Here is a 22,699-nt window from a genome sequence, read left to right as displayed (position 1 = left end):
ATAAACACTTTTTTCCTCGAAATAGCAACAACTCCTATGTACCGTTTTCTTTTTAATACGTTTTTGTTTGAATAAAGTTCCAGGGTTATTTTATCTAATTAGGAAAATTTACGGATAATCACAAGTTGAGAAATATATAAGTAAAGCCAATGGAAATGGCCAGGCCCAATGAAAAAAGAAGGACTTTTCTAACAATGGATGGTAAAAGCCTATATATCATCATTAAAATTACATCGATGAAATTCATTGGTATCCCGGAGCCGAACTCTTTGATCTCTTTCTTCTTGCCAAAAACGGCGAACCACATTACAAAAAGACCACATAAAATAAAAATGATGGAAAAAATCTTCAATCCCATAGTATGCCACCCATTTCCTCATAGGTTTAACGATATTGTTATATTCTTATCTTAACTGGGGTTTCCTGATTCAAGTTTCAAAATGAATTCTTCAACCTCTTCCCCTCTTGCATGGGAATACCCTTTGTCTTCATCGAATCTTTCAAATCCGCATTTTTCCAGAACCTTGATGGATGCAAGATTATCCTTGGCTGCGCGGGCATAAAGAGGGCGGACCTTTATTTTCGGCAAAAAATTGAGCAGTGCTTCTGTAGCGATTCCCTTACCCCAATATTGCTTCCCGATCCAATAACTCACTTCAGGGTTACCAAACTGTTCAAACCTGAGAATGCTGCCCGCAACACATCCGTTGTGGATTATGGTCATTTTTTGAATATCCCGGTTCGATAAGATGTTCTTCCAGTGTATCAAAAAAGCCATTTTGTCTGTTGGATCCTTCGATGTGAAAGCAGCCATATGGTTTGCGGCAGGATCCAGTTGCTGCTCGAAAAAGATAGGTAGATCACTCTCCTTGACCTCCCGCAGCAAGACTCCTTCGTCATTGGTTTGCAATCCCATAATATCACCCTCCGCACCAATTCATTAAAAACCGGAAAAACCGAAGACTCTGCCATCTTCGGCGTGGTTTCATTCCTTTATCATACTATAATTACCTTCGAACGCTTATGGCTCAATATGTTTGATAACTTCAGACAAGCTCTTATCCATCATGGATCGGAGGCGTAAATGATGATTTTCAAAAGCTAAAGCTTCCGTAACGGGATTAGGAACGATTACACACTTTAATCCTGCAGTCAGGGCTGCCTGAAGACCATTTAACGAATCTTCGAATGCTACGGCTTCTGTGGGCCGAATGCCCAGAACTTCAATTGCCTTTACATATAAATCAGGCGCAGGTTTTACTTTTTCAACATCATCCCCTGTGATCAGAACTTCAAAATAGTTTAACAGTCCAAGTTCCCCCAAATGATGAGTGACCCACTCTTTCGTCGAGCTTGAAGCGAGGGCGATTTTATATCCATTGTTTTTTGCTTCTTCTAAATAATCCTTTACACCTTCACGTGCCTGTGATGTTTTCATTTTAACTTCATGAAGGCTTTTTGCCCTGGATTCAATTTCTTCAATATTACAACTTTCCCCCAGCTGATCCTTGAAGTACTGATTAAGTTCAGTATTATCCGTTCCGATACATTTTACGAAATGTTCAAGAGGCAAATCAGATTTATAAAAAGCCATCGTTTCTTTATAAGCCTCATACCAAGCCGTTTCTGTGTCTAAAATTAAACCATCAAAGTCGAAAATAACTGCTTTAATGATAATGATTTCCTCCTTTAACCTTGAAATGGCATTTCCATTAACATAAACGTACATGAATGAATTCCCTTGTTCAACAAAACGGTTCCGTCCGTTTTCTGGAAAGTTTGTTTTTTCCCATAATTAGTTAATCGCTAAGGATATGGTAACCCGATGTCCGCCTCATTTCTTTTTTATATGTTACATGTTTTAACAATTACTTAGTGCCTTCGCGGTGTTTTTCCTTAACTGCGCCTAAAAGGGTGATCCTTTAACGAATTGTTTAATTGCAGGAAACAACGAGGAGGAAAAACATGAAGAAAATTTTATTAACGATCCTAACGGCTTCTGTATTCATTCTAGGAGTTTGCATGCCAACAAAAGGCGAAGCCGCTGCTTTGGATCGCACACTTTCATTTGGAATGAGTAATAGTGATGTTAAAGACTTACAAGAATTATTACTGACAAAAGGGGTTTTTCCCTATCATGAAGCAACAGGTAACTTCGGACCGATTACAAAAGAATCCGTCAAGAAGTATCAGGAAAAATCAGGACTGAAAGTCGATGGAATAGCAGGAACACAAACGAATCAGAAAATACAGGTACTAAAAAGCGGGGATATGGGAAGGCCTGTAGCTGAACTGCAAAGATTATTGAAGGCCTGGGACGTTTACACATCAACGATCGATGGCATTTATGGAACAGGTACAAAGCAAGCCGTCATCAACTTTCAAAAGCAAAAGGGATTATCCGCTGATGGAATAGCCGGTGCTCGGACCTTCAGTAAATTAAAAGAAAGAGCAAGTTCAGCAAGCTCTGCCGTTAAAGAAATAACGGTAACTAGTACAGCATATACAGCGAGCTGCCAGGGATGCTCCGGCACTACAAGAATGGGCGTTGACCTAAAAAAATATGATGATGCCAAACTGATAGCCGTTGATCCTAACGTGATCCCGCTAGGCTCCATCGTGGAAGTCGAAGGCTATGGACAAGCAATCGCTGCAGATACGGGCGGCGCCATCAAAGGAAACAGAATCGATGTATTCATCGCGGGTGAAGCGGATGCTTTAACGTGGGGAAGAAAGCAAGTGAAAGTGAAAGTAATTAGATGATGCGTAACATAAACAGCGTTTTTATATAAAAATAGATACATAACCAAACCGAAAGAGCATGTATTCAATCCATTCATGCTCTTTTGGTCTGATCAAACCATTTTGTACATGATAATATCATCGACGTATTCACGTTCGCTCATCTTGAATTCCTTTATTTTACGGCCCTCTTCAACAAATCCCATCTTTTTATACAGTGATATTGCCCGCTGATTTGTTGAAAATACTCCCAAGCTCACCTTTTCAATGAACGGATTTGCCTCTGCCCATTCCAATAACGCTTTTAAAAGCTCCTTTCCAATTCCTTTCCCTCTGTAATTTTTCCTGATCATCATTCCAAATGAGCCCTTGTGAGACATTCTCTTCCTATTTTCCGATTGAAACACGATCCATCCAATGACCTCACCATTTTTTTCGGCCACGATGATGGTTTCCCGTTCATTTTCCAATAACGTTCGTATCCAATCCCTCTGTTGTTCTGGTGTTTTATTGAACTCCTCCGATACCGCAATAAAATACTCTCCTTCGGAAATAACGGAATTCTGTACATCCAAAACCGCTTCCGCATCCGCCAATTCACCAGTCCGAATGATGTGATTTTTCATTTCTGACATTCCCATCCCCCTTAATGAACCATGTTCGGATCGAAGTGAACAATAGGACGGCTTTCGATAATTCTTTGTTCGATATTTTTCACGGTTTTGAATAATTGACCATCCGCATTCTTCAAATCATACTTTTTATGAAAAAAATTATATAACGTTAGGTCCCTTAACTTTAAAAATAGAGGAATCGTTTCGTATGCTTCAGGTGCCAGGATATTTTCCGTCTCATAGCCTTTTATGAAAGCCCTCATGAACTTGGCGGCATATTCATCAAGCCCTTTTATCCCTTCACGTTCCAAGCTCCATATCAGATAGTACAGAGGGATGGCCAAATCGCTGGCAAACCAGTGATAAGAACAGTCATCAAAGTCAAAAACATGAATCTTCCCCTCATGAAAATGGAAATTGCCGTTATGTATATCAGAATGGATCAATCCAAAATTATCTTGATGAACTGGAAGGGCATCTAAATTCTTCTTGATTGATTCTTGTTGGTGCATCAATTGCTCTGGAACATCGGATTGGTAGAGTTCAGCATTCAATAGTTCCTCTTCATGCCAATCCAGCCTTCTATATTTTGTTTCAGGCTGATAATTTTTTGTTTGTTTATGCATATGGCCAATCGTTCTTCCCCATTCAAAAAATAAAGGTTCATCGAAATTTTCATCGGTGACTTTCATCCTCACACCAGGAGCTTTTTCAAACAGGCAACAATAAAATTCCGTACCATCCGAACCCTTTACAATTTCAACTAAGTTATTTTCTTTCGAAGAGAGAACTTTAGGAATTTCACTACTATTATTCTGTAAATATTCAATCCATTTTAACTCAGCAAGCACTTGACCTTTTGTACGATGCGATTGATGTGTCATTCTTAAGATATATGGCGTTCCATCCCTGTAAACCTCAAATACATAGTTCTCTGCATCTCCAAGTTTAACCGGATCCCCAGCATTCACTTGAAAAAAATGCCCAGCCAATTTCACCAATTCCATAGAAAAAATCCGCTCTACAGATGCTTCCATTATCATCACTCCTTAATGATATTGCTAAAAAAAAGGCTGTTTTCGCATACTTTGTTGCGATTTAACAAGTAATGCGTTGTGGTTGATTCCCCCTCCAGATGCTCGCTTTCCGCGGGGCGGGCGGTGAGCATCCTCGGCGTAAACGCCTGTGGTGTCTCACCTGTCCCGCTGCTCCCGCAGGAGTCTCGCACTTGCGCTCCAATCAACCTTAAATCGTTTCGTTTTAAAAACAACAATCTTTACGAAAAGAGCCAAAATAAAAACGATTTATACTATGCTTTATACGATACCAAAATGCCTTTTCCCTTTATTTGTATATCATTCTTTTTTATTTAAAAAAATGGGGGAAAGTGTGATTTTGAACAAGATCAGTGTAATCGAGCGTTGCATGAAACCGCGTTAAGGCTGTATACGCGAATCATCCAGAAAGCCTTAAGGACTATACGAAACAAGATTCCATCATCCTTAATATACAACGTACATGCAAATCCTCGATTGACCTGGCCATGCATATTGTAGCTGATCAAAGACTTGGGTTGCCTCAATCAAGCAGGGATGCTTTTGATAGACTGAGGGATCATTCAGTTATTGATGAAGATATAGCAAGGCGCTTAAAAGCTATGGTTGGATTTAGAAACATTGCTTTTATGATGACCAAAACATTAATTTAGACATTTTAGAACAAATCGTAGTGAATCATCTCAGCGATTTCACTGCGTATACAAAACAAATCCTAAATTTCCACGGAATGCGGTCAAAGAGGTATCCAACAAAAGCTCTTGCTTTTTCATACTTCAAAAAAAAAAACGCCCAATAGGGCGCGTCCAAAATCAAGTTTCCGTTTCTTCTTCATTCGCTATTTTATTGAACTTCAAGATCGTTTCTTCGATTACTGGATTATTGAATTCCTCTTGGATGGCTGATTGTACAAATTTATCTTCACCATTCATTTCATCCCAAGCATTAACTTTGTAATCTTGATCCCGACGATTTGATTTACCGTTTTGTTCCTCATTATTTGACAACTGTCTTCACCTCTTAAACATAGTAGAGTTCGAACCAATCATAAGCAGAAAATAACTTTTTAAAAATCTTCCTTGATTGAAATGGGTGAACCCGTTGAGGTATGTTGATTAACCCAGTCAAGCGACACTTTTGAAACGGCATTCCACTCAGGTATTTGGGCTTTATGCTGTTCCACCCAGCTCATGCAATATTGCGGGTCTATATTGCTTTCTTGGGATTTCGCCAAGAATGACTGAATTGTGGTTTCGGTACAGTTTTCCCATGATCCACATGTATCCTGCCAAATATGCTCCATTTTCATTTGTATATTATCGTTAACCATTGGGTTTCCTCCTTAAATGAATATTACTTTTTGATATCTTAATTAAGTATGTCCAAGGCTAAATAAATCATTACAAAAATGTTCAAATAGATTTTTTCAGCGAAAGAATGAATTTACAGTTGTAAAAATGATGAATAAACTGATTCCGATGAACAAAATCCGCCAGCACCAATAACTGCCTACTTCAATCTCTTCAATTGTATTGAAACAAACCAAAATACAGAAAACTCACTCGTGAATTCCACACTTTTACTCGTGAATCGGTGTTTTACTCGTGAGTTTCAGCGATTTACTCGTGAATTTAGCCTGTTTACTCGTGAATTTAGCCGATTTACTCGTGAATTCCACACTTTTACTCGTGAATCGGTGTTTTACTCGTGAGTTTCAGCGATTTACTCGTGAATTTAGCCGATTTACTCGTGAATTTCACACTTTTACTCGTAAATCGGCGTTTACTCGTGGGTTTCAGCGATTTACTCGTGAAGCTGATTACTCAGCTATTTCCACTCACTGCGTTTTTCTAAATGAGTAGCACCATTTATCATAATCCAATTTCTCTTCATAGAAACGGTGGGCATCGTTTCGCTGGATTCCGGATTCCAATGCCACATAGGCAGCTCCGTTTTCTTTTGCCCAGTCATGTATATAATTCAATAACTTCTCTCCATATCCAAATGATCGGTGGGCAGAATCTGTTACAAGGTCATAAATAAATACGTGACGTTTATTATAAAAGTTCACTCTCCAGCTTAAACCAGCCAAGGATACAACCTGGTTATCCTTATATAAAGCAAACAAACGGTACCCATCTTTCTTCATTTCTTCAAGTAACTCCAGATATGTTTTTTGAGTTAAGTCAGTACGCAGCTGATTCATGATTGGAAAGGCTGCTAACCATTGTTCTTTATTGGTTAATTCTTGTATTGTTTCTATCGAATTCACATTAACACCCCTGAAAGTTTTATTAGCATGTATTTCAACTTCCAACACCGTAATTCCTTTCTTGCTTCGATATTGTTGTAATCGTTTGCAGAATTACTCAATCGGAATCATGATGTTTAACCGTACTTTTTTACGGCTAAAGTATGACTAGTTCAATAGTTTAAGAGGAGGAGATTTTCTTTGAATATATATGAACAGCAAAAAAACGGACAGCCAGGACAAACACAGGAAAGACAGCCTGGCATTGAATCTGAGATGAATCCACTTCCGATTCAGCCAAAGGATTACATAGGAAGCGGTAAGCTAAAGGACCGCGTTGCCTTGATAACAGGCGGAGATAGCGGCATCGGACGTGCGGTTGCCATCGCTTATGCAAAGGAAGGCGCACATGTGGTTGTGAATTATTTAGATGAGCACGGTGATGCCGAGGAAACGAAGAAGCTGATTGAAGCGGAAGGCGTCCGCTGCCTCTTGCTTCCAAGTGACGTTTCCGTGGAGGCGAATTGTAAGGAATTGATTACGAAGACGTTGGACGAGTTTGGGAAGCTGGACATCCTCGTCAATAATGCAGCGGTGCAATTCCCGACGGAAAACATTGAGGATATCACGGACGAGCAATGGGACAAAACGTTCCGCACCAATATTTATTCAGTTTTTTACATGAGCAAGCACGCGGTTCCTCATATGAAACAAGGCAATTCAGTCATCAACACAACATCGATCAATCCATATAGAGGGCATGCAACATTGATGGATTATACAGCGACAAAAGGGGCAATCGTCGGATTCACACGCAGCCTTGCACAGAATGTGGCTAAAAAAGGGATCCGGGTCAATATGGTGGCACCAGGCCCGATTTGGACTCCGCTCATCCCGGCGACGTTCGACGAACAATCCGTTGCCGAGTTCGGTACCGAGGCACCGCTTGGCCGCCCTGGGCAGCCGGCAGACCATGCAGGCGCATATGTGCTGCTGGCATCTGATGAAGGTGCTTATATAACGGGGCAGTGCATTCACATCAATGGCGGAATCACAATGTCCTCATGAACCCAAAACGACCGAAAAGCATGGTGCTTTTCGGTCGTTTTCAATTACATTGCTAAATTGAAATTTAATTTCCTATGCCGGGCGAATTCATTAAAACTATTCTCCAACCATCCGGATCTTCAATGGTAACACCTGATTTCTCCCAATATGGATTTTCCGGAACTACTGGTTGATAGCCCATACCTTTCAATCTATTCGTGATTTTCTCAATGGCTTTACGTTCAGGAATATAAAAGACAAGCAGATTATCCTTTGATGGGGCAGGACAAGGACTGCCATCTTTATGCTCGGTAAACTCCAGATGATAGCTGGAATCTGGAAGCCCAATCATGATGCCGTCATACCCTTCATGATCTTCAAAAGACCCGATTTTTTTCAAGCCCAATCCTTCACAATAGAAGCTTACAACCTTTTTAAGTTGATCAGTAGGACGTGCAACCCGGATTTGCGCTACTTTCATTTCATTTGACCATTTACTTTCCATTGTCCCATCCCTCTCTGTAAATCGAACTATATTTCTTCTTTCAAGTTACTTTTACCAATATCCATACCAAAACCTAATGCAATAGCGGCACCTAAACAACTGAAAAGACAGCCAGCTCCCAAGAAAATGGATGGATCTGATTCACCGATCATCACTGAAGCTATGCCTCCAATTGCCGGAAAAAGGGCAACCATGTATCCACTTTTCGATCCGCCTATTTTTTCTACAAGCTTGAGGTAGAATAGCCAAGCTCCAAAGGAAGCGAATATAGTTAAATAGAACAAAGCAGATAAATAGGTAATAGATGTCGGTAAAGTGACTGCTTGTCCTTGAATGAACACAATTGCCGCTAAAAGAATTCCTCCTACTGCAAATCCAAGTGCATTAGCATAGATTGGGTCTACTTTCTTCCTGGCATTTCTAGCTGAACTTGCATCGCCCAATGCAGTAAGGAGGGTACCAAGAACAGCCATCATGATACCCTTTATATCATTGAATCCATGAATATTATTTAAACTCGGGTAAATAACAATGCAAACAGCCAGCACACCAATTATCCCACCAATTAAGATACGTGAATGTAGTGGTTCCTTCAAAAAAACACGAAGGGCAATGGGTGTTAGAATGACTTTCAATGAAAATATTAAAGTGACAATGGCCGCTGAACTTAAGATAGTGGCGTAATAAAGGCATAAATAGCTTAAAGCAAAATTACAAGTTCCAAACACAATAATAAATGGAACATCCTTTTTCCTGGGTTTTCCTTTAGGTCTAAGAATGCACAATAAAATGAAAAATAGGATGGCCGTCAAACCTAAACGATATGTTAAAGATAATTCTAAACTTACAGGCGTACCTTGAATCTTAACGGCAATAAAATTAAGTCCCCATACTAATAAACAAAATATGTACATAAAGTTTGTCATGATAAAATGACCAATTTGCGATATTGCCCACTTTCTATCAGTTTATTAAACTCATCGTAAATGATTTTCCCATCCATAATTTAACCGCCTTCTATTAAAAATCACATCCGGTATTAATGTAATAATAAAGTAAATATTACCAATTCGAAAGGAATTGTCAATATATAAAAATTCCTTCCGAAAAAGCCCTCCAGTTAAAATGGAGAGCTTATCATTGGCTAGTCTATTAGCTTCTGACTGCAGACAAACTCGGTAATAATTGAGTTTGTCTGCAGTTTTAAAAACGTTCCAGTTGATTTCAGAAATTCGCTCCCTATCCGCCAACTTGCCAAGCCTCATCAAAGTAAGCGTCTGTGGGGTCTTGGCTAGCAAATTTCTTCAATCCAATGAGGGTTTCATCAAAAGTAAAGGCTGTTCACATACATTGTTGCCTTCTCGAACTGCACGCCTGTTGAAATGTTGTTCATAAAAAAAGACCGCTTTAAACGGTCTTGTCGTTATTTGATTTCTCTTCATATTGAATATGATGCTTGGTATCATGTATTGGATTATCTTGTTGTATATCGTCATCTTTAATTCCCATTGTGATGTCATCATAAGGTGTGTATCTATTTGAAGGTATTAATTTCTTTTTAATCATCCGATAACAAACAAAGCCTATTACAAAAATAATGAATAGAGAAAAAACATATGTCATTTAATCACTCCTTAAATAGATTACTCACTAATTTATTCATCACAAACCATACTATCCCTCTATCCAAAAAACAAACTTTACGAAAACAGCCAAAGGTACAAAAACACAAAGTTTACTTAGCCTTGCTTTAAAAACTGTGTTTCGGGATGAGACCATTCCGAACTCCCTCTTGTCTACAAACTGCGCTAACGACTATTAGCCTTTAAAGCTGACCTGTCCAGTTTCAACCAATTCCTTCAGTCCCCGGCCAACCTGCATTTGTTTTTATGACTTGGAAGTTCACAATCCCCTTTTTCATATTTTGAAAGGAATAGATATCGTTTGTAACTTTAAAAGGTTCCCCGTTCTTGGTGAAAATTGCACTTCCATTCGGTATTGCATATATCTTTCGATCATTTGATAGGGGAATTAATTCTCCATCTATATTATCCTCGTAATGGACCTCAACACTAAATCCGACTAACCCCAAGCCCTTGAGTCACCGCTAATGGCAGCTGAGAAATTTTTATATTTAGATATCATATTGACGTTTAAATTCAAAAATCTCATCAACAGCTTTGTGATATCCACCCGATTTTTGAAAGGATTCCCTTATATATGAAACATCTTTATGGAAAGATGGGTCGTTTAACACATGATCTGCGGCCTCACGTAGTTGATTTGCATTCAAGCTTTGCATTTGTAATTTAATACCTGCTCCGATATTGGCAACTTGCTCTGCAATAATTGGCTGATCCGCGCTTTGCGGGATTACAATTAGCGGAACCCCGTAGCAGAGTCCCTCATTGGTACTATTCATTCCACCATGTGTGATAAATAACTTCGTGTATTTTAGCACTTCCGTTTGCGGAACATATTTTTTTACAATGAAGTTTTGGGGGATCTCTCCTAAATCAATTAGTGGGGTTTGTTGACCGATCGACATTACAACCGTGTGATTGCTATTTCCAAATGCTTCAAAACAAAGCTTATAAAAATCAACATCACGGTTAAAAACTGTCCCGAGCGAAATGTAAATGGGACTTTTCCCTTTGATAGCAGTAAGGTCAAAGTCATCCTGTATTAATCGTGAAGAGATGGATGGACCTACAAATTTGTAAGTTTGGTCGAATTCTTCTCCAAAAGGTTGAAATTCCCTAGTTGTATAAACGATTGTAAGTGGTGCAGGATTACAAAAAACTTCGTAAGGAGAATGGATCTCCACATCATATTTCCCCTTCACCATTTCCGTCAGGCTTTGAAATTCATCGTATATACGTGTAGGGATATCTTTAGAAAGCTGTTCCAACATTTTATCGAATGATGCTTTCGTCTGCGCAAAAGAAGTACAAGAATTGATTGCAGGAAGCTTAAGGATTTGGGCAAGTAAACGGCCACAACCAAACATGGAATCGTGGATGATGTAATCAAAATGCTCTCCCTTGATCTGTTCAAGAACGCTAGGTATGACGATATCTGCCGTATGTAAAAGACCGTTGATTCTTTCGAGTAAATAATTTCTCCCGCCTGAGATAAAAGCTTTTATAAATTTTTCACCGTCAATTGTTCGTACAGTGGCTCCCGTCTTCTCAATACGCTCTCGAAAAGCTTCTATCGTAAAGTACACTACCTCTTCTCCACACGAAATAAGCTCTTGCACAACTCCAAGAGTTGGATTGATATGTCCTTCTGATCCACCATTAATAAATAAAACACGTGCCATTTTATCACTCCTTAGGTAATTCTGTAAGAGTATCACTGTCCCATACCCTTCTATTTAAATTTATCATAGTACACTACTTGAAAACCTCAAACTCCTAATCACCCCTGTCATCTAAAATTAATATCGTTTAGGCACCATTCTTCTTTTAATAAGGCTCTTTTCGTAAAGATTGTTGTTTTTATTTAAGGTTGATTGGAGCGCAAGTGCAAGACTCCTGCGGGGCAGCGGGACAGGTGAGACCCCACAGGCGTTTAGGCCGAGGAGGCTCAACGCCCGCCCCGCGGAAAGCGAGCATCTGGAGGGGAAATCAACCACACCGCTTTACTTGGTAAATAGCAACAAAGTATGCGCAGCCTTTAATAAAGAGCCTGTTAATATAACCCCCGCTTAAATGAACCTTTTATTTTCTAACAATACTCCCCATGGCTGGATAGCGGCAGGAAGGAATCCCCTCAAGAAATGACTCGCATCCTATCGACCATTCAGTTAATGGTCCCTTCTTTGCAGCTGGTTTGAAAAAATAAGATAAAGGGACACTACCATGACAAATAGGTACTGTCCCTTTATTAGTAAAATGCTTATTCAACTTAACAGCCCCTATAAGAAAAAGCTTCCTTAAAAGTCAGCTCTGATCTTAAGCTTACGCACCCGTTTGTTCAACAAAGTTCATTATCCCTGACGTAATATCTTTTGAAACATTCCCGGGTGATGTTTTTCAAAACCTTTTATCAATTCTTTTCCAAAAATAGTGATGGTTTCTTTCCAAGGATGTCCTAATAATCCCCATTCAAAATTCTTATGAATAAAAAAGTAATAATCACCGTTTGGAAAAATGGGCACTGTCCATTCACCAAATTCACTTTTTGGAAACTCCATACGGGGGTTTATCCAATAACCTGGATGTTGCCAATCTAACGCATACATATATTCATTTTTCTGTGTGAGTTCTTGAAAAACAAGCAATGACTTATCCTCTAGATCTTTGTAAATCTCATTATAAGTATTTGAATCTCCAGACCAATTTAAATACGGGGATACATCGTATGTGATAAATGGATTGGGTACTTCAAAAGATGGGAAGTTTGATATGCTTGGTTCAAAATTAAATTCAGTATATATCCTACCCCATACCTCTTTGTATTCTATTGTAGATAATTCAATCCAATTTTCCATTTGAATAGCCACCTTTAAGACGCTTTTAAGAGGGTTATTATATCATTTATTGTTCAACTACCCATCCCTGTTTGTACCATAAGAAAAAGAGCTGCCGATGCAGCTCTTACCGGAAAAAATTCCATTTAGTTTTTAGGTTTATCCAATCCTTCTTCTTTAATAATCCCTTCTAACGAGATTCCCCGTGGTATATCAGGGTCTCCATCTGTACTAAACGTTTCACTGCAATGTGTATTTGTTACAGTAAAGTAGGTGCTGGAGTACTCGTAGTCATCTATTTGTACACCTTCCGAACCTCCAAGATTAATGCAAGAATCATCAATTTTTTCTTTATTTCCTTCCTTATCAATATAAAAATATTGATTATTGATAATCCCTTCTCTTTCAGGAAGCGGGCTGAGTGTGTATCCTTTTTCATTCATTCGATAAATATCAAAGTCTTCACTTTTTTTAGGTTTTGGAGCATCCTTGATATTGTACACCACTCTAACTTCACCCTCATACCCTTTTGGAATGAGATAGACTTCATTTGTATGCTTTTCAAACAATGGACCCGAGACAGTCATTGACCCATATAATGCTAAAGAGAATAAGATAACGGTGGATAGCGTGTTCGTAATCATTACCTTGTTGGCCGGCTTTATCCCCCTGTTGTGTTTTTTCATTCTCTGCCATTCTTCTGATAGGCAGAAGAGCAAAGAACAGATGACCGCATAAATTCCGAGTTCTCCTAAAAATATCGAGGGCAGAAAACCGAACACCAGATAGAACAAGGATGCGAAAATAAATCGATTCTTTCCGATCTTCATTGTTACAAAATCCGAAAGAAAGGAAACGGGTATCCCGTAAACAACATTGCCTATGAAGGCATATACCATCGCGAATATAAAATAGATTGGCAAACCTGTTCGAAGTTCCAATAGGAGAATGAACCCTCCGAGAATACCGCTGACAATCAAGACAGATTTAAGCTTTGCGGAAAGCATATCTTTCATTTTTATTCCCCTTTTGTTTTATCATCTCTACATTCGTACACAGAGCCTTAATCAAAGCCCTTGCAAACCATTTATAAAGGGATTAAGTTGGATAATCCTGTCAGCGCGATATTGTAAAATATGTTTAAAGATTGAAGAAAAGCTCCTGTTAGATTAATTTTCTAAGTAATCTGTTTGATTAATTGACCTTAAAGTAATGTAACCAGAATAAGATAAATGGGATGGATAGATAATAAATGTTTATTAAGCATCCTAAAATCATTACATACTTTATGAATCTTTTCTTAATAAGAATCGACAAAAATAGCCCAATAACAGGTAATAAAATAACTGCTAGTTGTATCGTTATATTAACAAAGTTGTGCATCCCCCAAGGACTTACATTCAACATCCCCCTATTATGGATGAACAAAAAAGTTCCTGATAAGATCCAAATCAAACTAGTAATAAATATATATATTTGATTTCTTATCTTTATCTCCCCTTACAGAGTCCCCAGTCCTCTAGTGAAACTTTAACACATTTTCCCATTTATTTGGTTGCATATTAAAAATTGCTCTTACTCCACAAAAAAAAGGCTGCTGCAGCAACCTCTTTTATTGAAGCACAGTCATTTTCCCAATGCCATATTAACAGTATCAACGGCATGGATTACGGCCGTATCAAATAATGGCACTTCTGAATCCTCTTGTTTTACCAATAATCCAATTTCGGTGCAGCCTAATATTATTCCTTCCGCTCCATCATCAACCAACCCCTTGATGACCTTTTTGTAATGATCTCTTGATGATTGTTGGATTTCCCCTAAACATAATTCTTCATAAATTACTTGATTGATCACTTTTCTATCCTCTTCATTTGGTATCAAAACCTTGATACCATTAGACTCAATTCGTGTTTTATAAAAGTCTTGCTCCATCGTATATTTAGTGCCAAGTAAACCAACCGTACTTATTTTGGACTCTTGAATTTGTTTTGCTGTTGAATCAGCAATGTGTAAAATCGGTAAACTGACTTTCTCTTCAATATATCCGACCACTTTATGCATCGTATTTGTACAGATGACAATCATTTCGGCACCTGCCTTTTCCAAAGACAGAGCTGCTTCCCCTAATAATTTACCGGAACTATCCCAATCGCCTTCAGCTTGATAGCGTTCGATTTCTTCAAAATCCACGCTATATAAAATGCACTTGGCTGAATGCAATCCTCCCAATTTGGCTTTCACTTCCTCATTGATGAGTCGATAATATTCCAGCGACGATTCCCAGCTCATTCCGCCAATAAGGCCAATAGTTTTCACAAATATTCCCCTTTTCATCGTTTAATTATCAGTCGAAAAACTCCATATGTGCTTTTTCTTGTTTGTAGTAATCCATTCTATTTTGTAAAGTACCTGTATGAAACTCGAACTTATGACCATCTGGATCAGTGAAATAAATGGACTTCTTATCTTTTTCATCCCTTGGACGTCCTGACAGGATGCTTACATTTAATTCCTTTAGTTTCTCGTACATGTTCATAAAGTCAGCTTCTTCTATGGAAAATGCTATATGTGTGTATGATTGGCTTATTTCATTACGGGGTATATCCTTTTCTGCATTCAGGGCCAGCCACATTCCATTCAAGTCAAAATAGGCAGTGTTTCTCCCCTTAACTAACAATTTTGCATCAAAAACATTTTGATAAAACTCTATGGATCTCTCTAAATCGGAAACTGAAAATAAAAAGTGATTCAAACCTTTTATAGACACAATACCACCTCATATTAAGATTGCTTTTTTTTCGCCATTAGACGCTTATAAAGAGGATACCCGAACATGTAATACCCTGAAAATGACAGCAGGATTAAGGATAAACCGGTCATTGTGAGGATACTGTATCTATACCAATCGCCAAAGAAGGTTCCATCATGCAAAGTGATGAGGAACGTCGAGTAATCCGGATTTGTGGATAACACTTTTCCCGTACTCACATCCATTTGAACACCTTGACCGTTATTAAAGCGAACCTGGTACACATTTGCACTTGGTCTATATTCAATTCTAAATATATCTTCAACCGAGTCCGCACCTGGAAGATCCTGTGACGTAGCAATGGACACGACCTTCTCCATAGGTATCGCTTGATCTGGACCCGCCTCTTTCCCCGTCCTTAACTCATCAGCCACTCCGAGTGGTAACATATAAACAAGCACGAGGCCTGTGACTGCGATGAACATAAAAAAAACGGATAAAACCAATCCAGTCCATTTATGTATTTTTCGGCTTAATTGATACAACTTTACAGATTTCGACAATCCCATCACCCCTTGACTAAACAGTAAAATTCATGAAATTAAAAATTTTTCTTCATGACCAACCGATCTTCATTTACAACATAATCATTTTTTAGATAAAATGCTTCTGCAAGCCCGCTATTAGCAGTTAATAAATATAGACTTTTAATCTCTCTTTTCTGCAGTTCAGCTTCTAAAGATTGAAGCATCCTTGAGCCATGCCCCTTACCTTGCCTTTCATTATTCACACAAAGTTCTGCCAAATAATAAGTTAAACCTTGATAAGACACCTTACTGTTTCCAGCAACAAAACCAACTGGATTGTGAGCATCCTGAAATAAATAGCCAATAAATTTAGGCGTATGCAATAAGTCGGAAAGTCTCTCTTTAGCCATTTCATATGTCCAACTTTCATTCCATGGTTCATGATTAAAAACGTTCATGTAGAGTTCGATACATTGCTCCAAATTCTCCGATGTCAGCGGCCGCATTTCTGTCATATTCATGCTTCCTTTCTATTTTCATTAAAATTTTGTATATTAATCCAAATTATATCTTATCTTATGTGAACTAACCTGTTTCTATAGAACCATAAAAGAAGAGCTAATATCAGCCTTAGGCGGGGTGATCGCTGCTGCTTCAATTCAAACAAATTATGATATATACACCATTTTCACCGCTTTATCTAAAGGATACAGACCGGGGTGGAACAAGCCGACAACTTACTCAATAGAGGCGGTATAGCAAGCATGACCGACTGTTACACACCATTTACGCACTAACAGGATTTGCAATCTTTCAAGAAAAAGGAAATGGGAACAAGGATAATAAAAACCCGGAAGAAAAAACGTTCATGCAGAAAAAGATAAGCAATGAATAAAAACACTTTAGCTGAAAGTCCTGCTAATAATGTTCTATGAAAAAAGTCGACCAGTGATTTACACTGGCCGACCTTCGTTCATTAGAATAGGACTTTATTGTAATTTGACAACTGTTTCACGAATAAAACTCTATCTTGATTTAGTCCGTCATAGTCAGAGTGGACTGAAGTACCATCCATTAATTTATCTCCCTCTTCCATTTCAAATCCCATCTTGAGATGATAGGCAATAGAGGTTTTGTTGACAGGAGACGTTACACAACGGACAATATTGCGGCCATTTTGATGAACGACATTAAAAAACTGATGGTATAAATGTCTTCCGATATCATTTTTTCTGTATTCAGGATGTACGCCAACAAAATGAATATATGCCTCATTGGATTGAGATTGAGATAGAATCCCTATCAGGAAACCGACTATTTCCCCTTCCTTTTCGGCTATGAAACTTGTTTTTGTAAAATGATCAAAAAATAGCTTCGGTAACATATCAGACATTTGCCTTCCGCCCCACCATTCATTTATCAGTGGCGATATTGCATAATAATCTGACCCTTTCACTGAACGGATCTCCATCCTTCTCCTCCTTTAATGATGCAACTAAACTAATTTCTCATTTGCCATATAACCTAGAAACATTTTGCACAACTTATCCCGATAGTTGCATAAAGAAAGAGCTGCCTTATAGATAGCTTTGATCTTAAGGTGACGTACCCATTAGTTCAGTAAGAAACCCTGTATGGAAACAAAGAAAAGAAAAGCTGAGACAACCATGCTCATATACCCCCAAAATCCTTTTCTATCTTTTTGAAGTTCGGCTAATCCAGTAACTAACATCAATGCCCCCAAGAACAACATAGAATACGGCATCAACTCAAAATTTTCAGTAATTAGCTGATAGGCTGATAAAGCAAGTACAATTATTGCTAAGATAATTCTAACCATTTTCAAGAATATATTTCCCCCTAAAAAATTAAGTTCTGAACAATTTCTGTTTCAATCATACCATTTGACACCTTTTCATTTGTGCAAAAAATGGGAATTTATTATTGAACTAACATGCGCCCCGTTAGTCGCATAAAGAAAAAGCTGCTCCGATCTTCAGCTAAACCAGCTAATAGGAGGTCAATATCTTTCTCTAAAACTTTCATTTCCCTTATCAATACTATTTTTGGCCATGCCAAATAACCCTCCAAAACGCTTTTGGAGGGGTTTCACAAAACCGTTAATCAGTCTAAATTTAGGAACGTTTCTTTTCTCTTTAATAGAGCGTAAATCCAATGAAGCAACTTAAATACAGGCAACGATTTACACTTGGCCGGTTTTCCTTCTGATATTTTCTTATCATATTGGGGAACAAGGGATTTCTTACCTTGATGGCTATGGGGCAGCGTCAGGAAAATGCGGATTTACAACGTTAAGCTGTTCTAGGAAGTGGATATCGTTGGTGTAGCAAAGATAAATGCGTTGTGACAAGTTATACGGGACACTAGTAAGCCTTGTTTCAATATGGATACAAGGAGTTCTATCTTAACCTTATAAATTGTCAAAATCCTGACGTGACCCCTACATAATGTTTCGTGAAAATAGATTTAGAATGTCCTAAGATACTTGACTGCCGCCTCAGCATATATCTCGGCAGATTCTACCAAGTTCTCCACTGAAACCCGCTCATCGTACCCATGGATAGTGTTATCCAGGCCAGGACCGTAAAGGACGGTATCAATGCCATGGCGCCGGAAGTGACTGGCATCACTTGAACTAAGCAAAAGTACGCTGAAGACGGGTTCCTCCATTCCGAGGACACGCTGGATTCCCAGTTCTATGGCCCTCACAATTGGACGATTCTCCAAGGTCCAGTTCGGGTTAGTAAAGGGGACCATTGGCTCTACAACCGCACCTGGCGCTACAGCACTAACAAGATTCCTAGCGACATCAAGTACAAACTCGGGCTTCATACCGAATGGAACCCGGGTATCCACTTTAATGATACACTTGTCTGCGACGACGTTCACATTTGTTCCGCCCTGGATTACACCTGGATTGTAAGAGGGGCGATAAAGTAACTGTGACAGTAGGGGATTTTCTAGACTCTGAGATAGGAGCCACTCAGTATTGTACAAAAGTTGACAAGGCTCTGCCGGAGGCGTTGCCTTGAGCTCCCATAGCTTGGTTAGTGCTTCGACCGCGGCTGCCCCTCTTCGTACGGCGGAGATTCCATAAAGAGGTTGTAGGCTGCCATGATCTGCCTGACCTGGTATGATCAGCTGCATCAATACCTTGCCCTTTTCACCGGCATTGGGATGGTAGGGATCCGACGGTTCACCAATCAGACAAGCATCCCCCTTAATCAATCCTTGATCCAGGAGCGAGGCCACCTCAATGCCGCCAGTCTCTTCATCCGGAGAAGCAATAACTCCCAGACTTCCTTTTAAATTAAGAGCGGGGGCGAACTCCTGAAGTATTCCAGCCACAAAAACAAGTGATGCCAAGCCTCCTTTCATATCGGAGGCTCCCCTGCCCAAAAGCATACCTGCTCTGACTTCTCCTGAAAAAGGATCGAAGGTCCAATGTGAACAATCGCCTGCAGGTACGACATCCGTATGTCCACAAAATAGGAGCCGTGGACCAGGTACCCTGGTTAAGGGAGCATCACAGACGACGGTGACCAGCGAATTTTCGCTACGGCTGTGCTCGGTAATCAAGAACCCTTTTGCTGCTAGGTATCGGCTAATATGGCGCCCCATTTCTGCTGACCGCTTCTTAAACTCGGGCGATGGATTTTCAGATGGAATTCGAATAAATGAAGCAGCAAGTTCGACTAATTCCCGTTGCCTTGACCTTATCAGCTGCCTGATTAATCTGGTACTCATATAAATACATCCCCTCCATGTCCGGCATTAGCCGCAGTATTTCTATACTATTCTATGTGCCGTTCCTAGATCATATTTCTGGGGATAAAGGTGGGGAAACATTTGATACGTGTTAATTAAAGTCGCGTTCAATGCTATAGTTACACTTAACACTCCCTAACTATTTTCATTATTTGTGGTGAATCGCCGATTTTTTCGATACATGGCAAAAATGATCAATCCAAAGGTATATAGGGATAACGTCTTGAAAATGTGCTTAACGTTGTAAATCACCTAATCCATAGACTAATTAATTATCGCTCTCCTCTTTTTTTAACGAATGAGCAGAGTCTTCTTAAGTATTTTCATTTTTCCATTCTTAAAATTCATGGTAGTTCTATAGGACTTATTGTTGAGTGGACAAGTGAAGGAGGAAGTAGGCTGGGGAAGATCATTAGAAAACATAGAAAAACGCCCCAAAAAAGGCGTTCAATTTAATCATTTTTATTTATTTTACCGTCGTTCCCCTTGTCAATACCAGTAGCGTTATTAACTACTTGCGGAAACAAGTTTAACCCCTGATCCAAAGCATTCATTGAATCGGCTTTTTGGCCGAGATTTTTTGATTTTTCTTGTTTTTTCATTTTGTCGCCTCCTAAAATTAGGATTCGTAGTAAATCAAAAAATATTCCAAAGTAATTTTAAATGATTATGCTGCACAGTTCGAATAAACTATGCTGCTTAAACTTCTGCCCCGATAGTTCCAATCAACTTTCTTATACTTTGGATACACCTTTTGTCTAAAAACTCTTCTTAAAGGCAGATCTGATCTTTGCTAAAGCACCTGATGTTTTAACAAGGTGCCATCCCTTATTTGAATACTTCGTCTATTTCATTTCTGTCGTAATCTAATATCCAGTCGTTGTATTTATCATAAACATCTCTTATCGTTTCGGGCGAAGTCGCCAATAAATCACAACCCCTGTCATCATAAACGTGAAATATAGTTTTCCTGTTGATGTTTATAACATAGACACTATTAAATATACTTGGCTTTATTCCCATATCTTGATTGCAGATTGCTTTTAGCATAGGAATGTATTTGAAGTCAGACGTTTGGCACTTTAACGTAAATCTATGTGTTTTATATGTTCCTTCTTCATCATCGTCATGAAGGGTTGTCTTTTGGTTTAACCGGTATAAGATCGACTTCTCCTTAATATACCGTGAAAAAGTGTTTGATTTATGTTTAAAACCATCGGCATAATCGTTTACGTCAACTACGATATAAATATCATCGTTATAAGAATGCAAGGACTTGAATAAAGTGATAGCCCTTTTATATACTCCTTGTAGATATGGGCTATTTTCATAAGCAAAATCACTATCATAGTCCACACCTAATTCAAAACGGATGCCCGTTTTCCAACTATAAAACAACGGCGGTCTAAGTTCTAAGTTCGGGAAATTCCCATTCATAAAATCGTTTAAAAGCATTTTTGCACCTCATTAAGTTCCTTCATTATACCTTTCCTTGTTAACATGTCCCTCTGGTTGCATAAAAAGAAGAGTTGCCTAAGCAACTCCTTACCCTAACCAATAAGAATGTGCGTACTTTTCATTTTATATTATATGAAGTATCATTGGTTTTACAAGAGAAGACTAAATATTCGTTCTTTTCAAAATAGGTATGAGACATTTCCCAAAAAAAATAAATAGGAGTGACTAAAGTGAAGGCGCAAATTATTCAATCTTTTGGTGAACCCTCCGTATTTCAATGTAAAGAGATTTCAAAACCTGAACTAAAACCTGGACATGTACTTATTCAAGTCAAAGCTACAAGTGTAAATCCCATTGATACGAAAGTCCGTACTGGTGCAGTTCCAGCCGTTGCCCCCGAGTTTCCGGCAGTATTACATGGAGATGTTGCAGGTTTGGTAGCTGCAGTAGGTGAAGGAGTAACCGAGTTTAAAGTTGGCGATGAAGTGTTTGGATGCGCGGGAGGTTTTAGAGGGACTGGCGGTGCACTTGCAGAGTTTATGCTTGCAGATGTCGATTTACTTGCTCACAAACCGAAAAATTTGACGATGGAGGAAGCAGCTGCTTTACCATTGGTTGCCATTACTGCATGGGAAGCATTATTCAATCGGGCAAATCTTGTCCCTGGACAAGATATACTAATCCATGCAGCGACCGGCGGAGTAGGACACATTGCCATTCAACTGGCGAAATGGGGAGGGGCGACAGTCTATACAACCGCCTCTTCGCAAGAGAAGCTGGAGATTGGCACGCACCTTGGTGCAGATGTCACGATTAATTATCGAGAAGAAAGCGTTCACGACTATGTACAGAAATATACAGATGGAAAAGGATTTGACGTTGTGTTTGATACGGTAGGAGGAGAAAACCTTGATCGCTCCTTTGAGGCGGCCGCAGTACATGGAACGGTAGCAGCCATCGCTGCCCGTTCGACCCATGACCTCTCCCCCGTGCATGCAAAGGGACTTTCTCTGCATGTTACCTTTATGTTGTTAAAGATATTAAACAAGGACATGCATAAGCATTATCGGGAAATTTTGAAGAAGGTTGCTCGGTTGGCTGAGGAAGAGCAGCTGCGTCCGCTTGTGGATCCAAACATTTTTACGTTTGATGAGGTTTCAAAAGCCCATGAGTACATGGAGTCCGGCAAGGCGATAGGAAAAATAGTTTTGAAAAATAATTGGTAATATCATAAAACAATTGAAATGCCTCAACAACTTTATGTTCATTTAAAAATAGACGGTACAGTGAGAATTTCTATAAAACTCTCACTGTACCGTCTGCTTTTTATTTTTAATTATTTTCGGTTCTTCATTCCAAATTTAAATACTATATACCTAAAAAAAAATTCATTTTCTGTCCCGGTGCTTAAAAATAACAACCGTTGATCAAATGAAACCTTTTACAGACACTTTTTCTATCTGTATACCATTGTCCCTTCAA

The 22,699-nt window shown here is 39.0% G+C and carries 28 protein-coding genes and 2 pseudogenes; 5 read left to right on the top strand and 25 right to left on the bottom strand.

All coding sequences use genetic code 11. The annotated features are described in order from the left end of the window. Positions 1-118: 118 nt before the first annotated feature. From ACFRAK_RS15375 to ACFRAK_RS15365, 3 genes are all read right to left on the bottom strand, one after another. Positions 119-358 (bottom strand): hypothetical protein, encoded by a 240-nt coding sequence (locus tag ACFRAK_RS15375; protein ID WP_394572021.1) that lies wholly within the window; start codon positions 356-358, stop codon positions 119-121. A 51-nt stretch (positions 359-409) separates the two neighbouring features. Then, on the bottom strand, positions 410-916 hold the full coding sequence (locus tag ACFRAK_RS15370; RefSeq protein WP_394572020.1) for a GNAT family N-acetyltransferase: 507 nt from the start codon (positions 914-916) through the stop codon (positions 410-412). 105 nt (positions 917-1,021) lie between these two features. Then, positions 1,022-1,672, bottom strand: coding sequence for an HAD family hydrolase (locus ACFRAK_RS15365; protein WP_394572050.1), 651 nt, complete (start codon positions 1,670-1,672; stop codon positions 1,022-1,024). A 293-nt stretch (positions 1,673-1,965) separates the two neighbouring features. Between ACFRAK_RS15365 and ACFRAK_RS15360 the strand changes: the two genes are divergently transcribed. Further along, the gene (locus tag ACFRAK_RS15360; protein ID WP_387603358.1) at positions 1,966-2,763 is read left to right on the top strand and encodes a peptidoglycan-binding protein; all 798 of its coding nucleotides are present in this window, start codon (positions 1,966-1,968) and stop codon (positions 2,761-2,763) included. Between the two features lie 92 nt (positions 2,764-2,855). Here the strand turns inward: ACFRAK_RS15360 and ACFRAK_RS15355 are convergent, their stop codons facing one another. After that, positions 2,856-3,377, bottom strand: a complete 522-nt coding sequence (locus tag ACFRAK_RS15355; protein WP_394572019.1) for a GNAT family N-acetyltransferase — start codon at positions 3,375-3,377, stop codon at positions 2,856-2,858. 11 nt (positions 3,378-3,388) lie between these two features. Further along, positions 3,389-4,393: a phosphotransferase enzyme family protein gene (locus tag ACFRAK_RS15350; protein WP_394572018.1), complete on the bottom strand. Its 1,005-nt coding sequence runs from the start codon at positions 4,391-4,393 to the stop codon at positions 3,389-3,391. 340 nt (positions 4,394-4,733) lie between these two features. Between ACFRAK_RS15350 and hepT the strand changes: the two are divergent. Next, positions 4,734-5,129, top strand: a pseudogene (gene hepT / locus ACFRAK_RS15345) (type VII toxin-antitoxin system HepT family RNase toxin); the annotation flags it as partial. Between the two features lie 94 nt (positions 5,130-5,223). Here the strand turns inward: hepT and ACFRAK_RS15340 are convergent. From ACFRAK_RS15340 to ACFRAK_RS15330, 3 genes are all read right to left on the bottom strand, one after another. Then, the gene (locus tag ACFRAK_RS15340; RefSeq protein WP_387603750.1) at positions 5,224-5,418 is read right to left on the bottom strand and encodes a hypothetical protein; all 195 of its coding nucleotides are present in this window, start codon (positions 5,416-5,418) and stop codon (positions 5,224-5,226) included. Positions 5,419-5,477: 59 nt separating this feature from the next. Beyond that, the gene (locus tag ACFRAK_RS15335; RefSeq protein WP_387603350.1) at positions 5,478-5,741 is read right to left on the bottom strand and encodes a hypothetical protein; all 264 of its coding nucleotides are present in this window, start codon (positions 5,739-5,741) and stop codon (positions 5,478-5,480) included. Positions 5,742-6,248: 507 nt separating this feature from the next. Continuing rightward, on the bottom strand, positions 6,249-6,683 hold the full coding sequence (locus tag ACFRAK_RS15330; protein ID WP_394572017.1) for a GNAT family N-acetyltransferase: 435 nt from the start codon (positions 6,681-6,683) through the stop codon (positions 6,249-6,251). A gap of 180 nt (positions 6,684-6,863) precedes the next feature. Here ACFRAK_RS15330 and ACFRAK_RS15325 point away from each other — a divergent pair, with 180 nt between their 5' ends. Continuing rightward, a complete protein-coding gene (locus ACFRAK_RS15325; protein ID WP_394572016.1) occupies positions 6,864-7,730 on the top strand; it encodes an SDR family oxidoreductase in 867 nt (288 codons plus the stop codon). A gap of 64 nt (positions 7,731-7,794) precedes the next feature. On the opposite strand, the gene ACFRAK_RS15320 is transcribed toward ACFRAK_RS15325, so the two are convergent. From ACFRAK_RS15320 to ACFRAK_RS15300, 5 genes are all read right to left on the bottom strand, one after another. Further along, positions 7,795-8,214: a VOC family protein gene (locus ACFRAK_RS15320; protein ID WP_394572015.1), complete on the bottom strand. Its 420-nt coding sequence runs from the start codon at positions 8,212-8,214 to the stop codon at positions 7,795-7,797. Between the two features lie 26 nt (positions 8,215-8,240). Further along, positions 8,241-9,140, bottom strand: a complete 900-nt coding sequence (locus tag ACFRAK_RS15315) for a DMT family transporter (protein WP_394572014.1) — start codon at positions 9,138-9,140, stop codon at positions 8,241-8,243. Between the two features lie 481 nt (positions 9,141-9,621). After that, entirely contained in the window at positions 9,622-9,837 is a 216-nt protein-coding gene (locus tag ACFRAK_RS15310; RefSeq protein ID WP_394572013.1) for a DUF3951 domain-containing protein, read from the bottom strand. Between the two features lie 223 nt (positions 9,838-10,060). Continuing rightward, complete coding sequence (locus tag ACFRAK_RS15305) at positions 10,061-10,306, bottom strand: hypothetical protein (protein WP_394572012.1); 246 nt, start codon at positions 10,304-10,306, stop codon at positions 10,061-10,063. Positions 10,307-10,348: 42 nt separating this feature from the next. Beyond that, positions 10,349-11,539, bottom strand: coding sequence for a macrolide family glycosyltransferase (locus ACFRAK_RS15300; protein ID WP_394572011.1), 1,191 nt, complete (start codon positions 11,537-11,539; stop codon positions 10,349-10,351). 423 nt (positions 11,540-11,962) lie between these two features. On the opposite strand from ACFRAK_RS15300, the pseudogene ACFRAK_RS15295 reads away from it, so the two are divergent. Continuing rightward, positions 11,963-12,063, top strand: a pseudogene (locus ACFRAK_RS15295) (TetR-like C-terminal domain-containing protein); the annotation flags it as partial. Positions 12,064-12,208: 145 nt separating this feature from the next. On the opposite strand, the gene ACFRAK_RS15290 reads toward ACFRAK_RS15295, so the two are convergent. The 12 genes from ACFRAK_RS15290 to ACFRAK_RS15235 all read right to left on the bottom strand — a co-directional run bounded on the left by ACFRAK_RS15290 (position 12,209) and on the right by ACFRAK_RS15235 (position 21,214). After that, the gene (locus ACFRAK_RS15290; protein ID WP_394572010.1) at positions 12,209-12,712 is read right to left on the bottom strand and encodes a DUF2716 domain-containing protein; all 504 of its coding nucleotides are present in this window, start codon (positions 12,710-12,712) and stop codon (positions 12,209-12,211) included. Positions 12,713-12,837: 125 nt separating this feature from the next. Beyond that, a complete protein-coding gene (locus ACFRAK_RS15285) occupies positions 12,838-13,707 on the bottom strand; it encodes a DUF6843 domain-containing protein (protein WP_394572009.1) in 870 nt (289 codons plus the stop codon). Positions 13,708-14,317: 610 nt separating this feature from the next. Next, positions 14,318-15,010, bottom strand: coding sequence for an aspartate/glutamate racemase family protein (locus tag ACFRAK_RS15280; protein ID WP_387603325.1), 693 nt, complete (start codon positions 15,008-15,010; stop codon positions 14,318-14,320). 28 nt (positions 15,011-15,038) lie between these two features. Continuing rightward, positions 15,039-15,461 carry a FosM family fosfomycin resistance protein gene (fosM, locus tag ACFRAK_RS15275; protein WP_387705852.1) on the bottom strand — a complete coding sequence of 141 codons (423 nt, stop codon included), beginning with the start codon at positions 15,459-15,461 and terminating at the stop codon, positions 15,039-15,041. A 14-nt stretch (positions 15,462-15,475) separates the two neighbouring features. After that, the gene (locus tag ACFRAK_RS15270; RefSeq protein WP_260287837.1) at positions 15,476-16,006 is read right to left on the bottom strand and encodes a PepSY-associated TM helix domain-containing protein; all 531 of its coding nucleotides are present in this window, start codon (positions 16,004-16,006) and stop codon (positions 15,476-15,478) included. 38 nt (positions 16,007-16,044) lie between these two features. Beyond that, positions 16,045-16,491, bottom strand: a complete 447-nt coding sequence (locus tag ACFRAK_RS15265) for a GNAT family N-acetyltransferase (RefSeq protein ID WP_394572008.1) — start codon at positions 16,489-16,491, stop codon at positions 16,045-16,047. 455 nt (positions 16,492-16,946) lie between these two features. Continuing rightward, positions 16,947-17,441: a GNAT family N-acetyltransferase gene (locus ACFRAK_RS15260; RefSeq protein ID WP_387603315.1), complete on the bottom strand. Its 495-nt coding sequence runs from the start codon at positions 17,439-17,441 to the stop codon at positions 16,947-16,949. A gap of 141 nt (positions 17,442-17,582) precedes the next feature. Next, positions 17,583-17,810 carry a DUF3953 domain-containing protein gene (locus ACFRAK_RS15255; RefSeq protein WP_192208037.1) on the bottom strand — a complete coding sequence of 76 codons (228 nt, stop codon included), beginning with the start codon at positions 17,808-17,810 and terminating at the stop codon, positions 17,583-17,585. A gap of 101 nt (positions 17,811-17,911) precedes the next feature. Then, positions 17,912-18,049: a hypothetical protein gene (locus tag ACFRAK_RS15250; RefSeq protein WP_387603313.1), complete on the bottom strand. Its 138-nt coding sequence runs from the start codon at positions 18,047-18,049 to the stop codon at positions 17,912-17,914. Between the two features lie 408 nt (positions 18,050-18,457). Further along, a complete protein-coding gene (locus ACFRAK_RS15245; RefSeq protein WP_387603311.1) occupies positions 18,458-19,738 on the bottom strand; it encodes a M20 family metallopeptidase in 1,281 nt (426 codons plus the stop codon). A 473-nt stretch (positions 19,739-20,211) separates the two neighbouring features. Next, positions 20,212-20,361 carry a hypothetical protein gene (locus ACFRAK_RS15240; protein ID WP_192206567.1) on the bottom strand — a complete coding sequence of 50 codons (150 nt, stop codon included), beginning with the start codon at positions 20,359-20,361 and terminating at the stop codon, positions 20,212-20,214. Between the two features lie 226 nt (positions 20,362-20,587). Further along, complete coding sequence (locus ACFRAK_RS15235; protein WP_387603308.1) at positions 20,588-21,214, bottom strand: DUF3885 domain-containing protein; 627 nt, start codon at positions 21,212-21,214, stop codon at positions 20,588-20,590. A gap of 233 nt (positions 21,215-21,447) precedes the next feature. Here ACFRAK_RS15235 and ACFRAK_RS15230 point away from each other — a divergent pair, with 233 nt between their 5' ends. After that, positions 21,448-22,443, top strand: a complete 996-nt coding sequence (locus tag ACFRAK_RS15230; RefSeq protein ID WP_387603305.1) for a zinc-dependent alcohol dehydrogenase family protein — start codon at positions 21,448-21,450, stop codon at positions 22,441-22,443. The last annotated feature ends 256 nt before the right edge of the window (positions 22,444-22,699 follow it).

This window comes from Peribacillus sp. NPDC056705, from assembly GCF_043656335.1.
The sequence above is the reverse complement of the archived record's forward strand: the minus strand, read 5'-3'. Positions and strand labels throughout refer to the sequence as shown.

Excerpts from the sequence above, each read along its gene's own strand:
- ACFRAK_RS15320 (WP_394572015.1), bottom strand. The coding sequence starts at position 8,214 with ATGGAAAGTAAATGGTCAAATGAAATGAAAGTAGCGCAAATCCGGGTT.
- ACFRAK_RS15315 (WP_394572014.1), bottom strand. The coding sequence starts at position 9,140 with ATGACAAACTTTATGTACATATTTTGTTTATTAGTATGGGGACTTAAT.
- ACFRAK_RS15260 (WP_387603315.1), bottom strand. The coding sequence starts at position 17,441 with ATGGAGATCCGTTCAGTGAAAGGGTCAGATTATTATGCAATATCGCCA.
- ACFRAK_RS15235 (WP_387603308.1), bottom strand. The coding sequence starts at position 21,214 with ATGCTTTTAAACGATTTTATGAATGGGAATTTCCCGAACTTAGAACTT.
- ACFRAK_RS15255 (WP_192208037.1), bottom strand. The coding sequence starts at position 17,810 with ATGGTTAGAATTATCTTAGCAATAATTGTACTTGCTTTATCAGCCTAT.
- ACFRAK_RS15350 (WP_394572018.1), bottom strand. The coding sequence starts at position 4,393 with ATGGAAGCATCTGTAGAGCGGATTTTTTCTATGGAATTGGTGAAATTG.
- ACFRAK_RS15285 (WP_394572009.1), bottom strand. The coding sequence starts at position 13,707 with ATGAAAGATATGCTTTCCGCAAAGCTTAAATCTGTCTTGATTGTCAGC.
- ACFRAK_RS15335 (WP_387603350.1), bottom strand. The coding sequence starts at position 5,741 with ATGGTTAACGATAATATACAAATGAAAATGGAGCATATTTGGCAGGAT.
- ACFRAK_RS15370 (WP_394572020.1), bottom strand. The coding sequence starts at position 916 with ATGGGATTGCAAACCAATGACGAAGGAGTCTTGCTGCGGGAGGTCAAG.
- ACFRAK_RS15375 (WP_394572021.1), bottom strand. The coding sequence starts at position 358 with ATGGGATTGAAGATTTTTTCCATCATTTTTATTTTATGTGGTCTTTTT.
- ACFRAK_RS15355 (WP_394572019.1), bottom strand. The coding sequence starts at position 3,377 with ATGTCAGAAATGAAAAATCACATCATTCGGACTGGTGAATTGGCGGAT.
- ACFRAK_RS15310 (WP_394572013.1), bottom strand. The coding sequence starts at position 9,837 with ATGACATATGTTTTTTCTCTATTCATTATTTTTGTAATAGGCTTTGTT.
- ACFRAK_RS15300 (WP_394572011.1), bottom strand. The coding sequence starts at position 11,539 with ATGGCACGTGTTTTATTTATTAATGGTGGATCAGAAGGACATATCAAT.
- ACFRAK_RS15265 (WP_394572008.1), bottom strand. The coding sequence starts at position 16,491 with ATGAATATGACAGAAATGCGGCCGCTGACATCGGAGAATTTGGAGCAA.
- ACFRAK_RS15360 (WP_387603358.1), top strand. The coding sequence starts at position 1,966 with ATGAAGAAAATTTTATTAACGATCCTAACGGCTTCTGTATTCATTCTA.
- ACFRAK_RS15240 (WP_192206567.1), bottom strand. The coding sequence starts at position 20,361 with ATGAAAAAACAAGAAAAATCAAAAAATCTCGGCCAAAAAGCCGATTCA.
- ACFRAK_RS15290 (WP_394572010.1), bottom strand. The coding sequence starts at position 12,712 with ATGGAAAATTGGATTGAATTATCTACAATAGAATACAAAGAGGTATGG.
- ACFRAK_RS15245 (WP_387603311.1), bottom strand. The coding sequence starts at position 19,738 with ATGAGTACCAGATTAATCAGGCAGCTGATAAGGTCAAGGCAACGGGAA.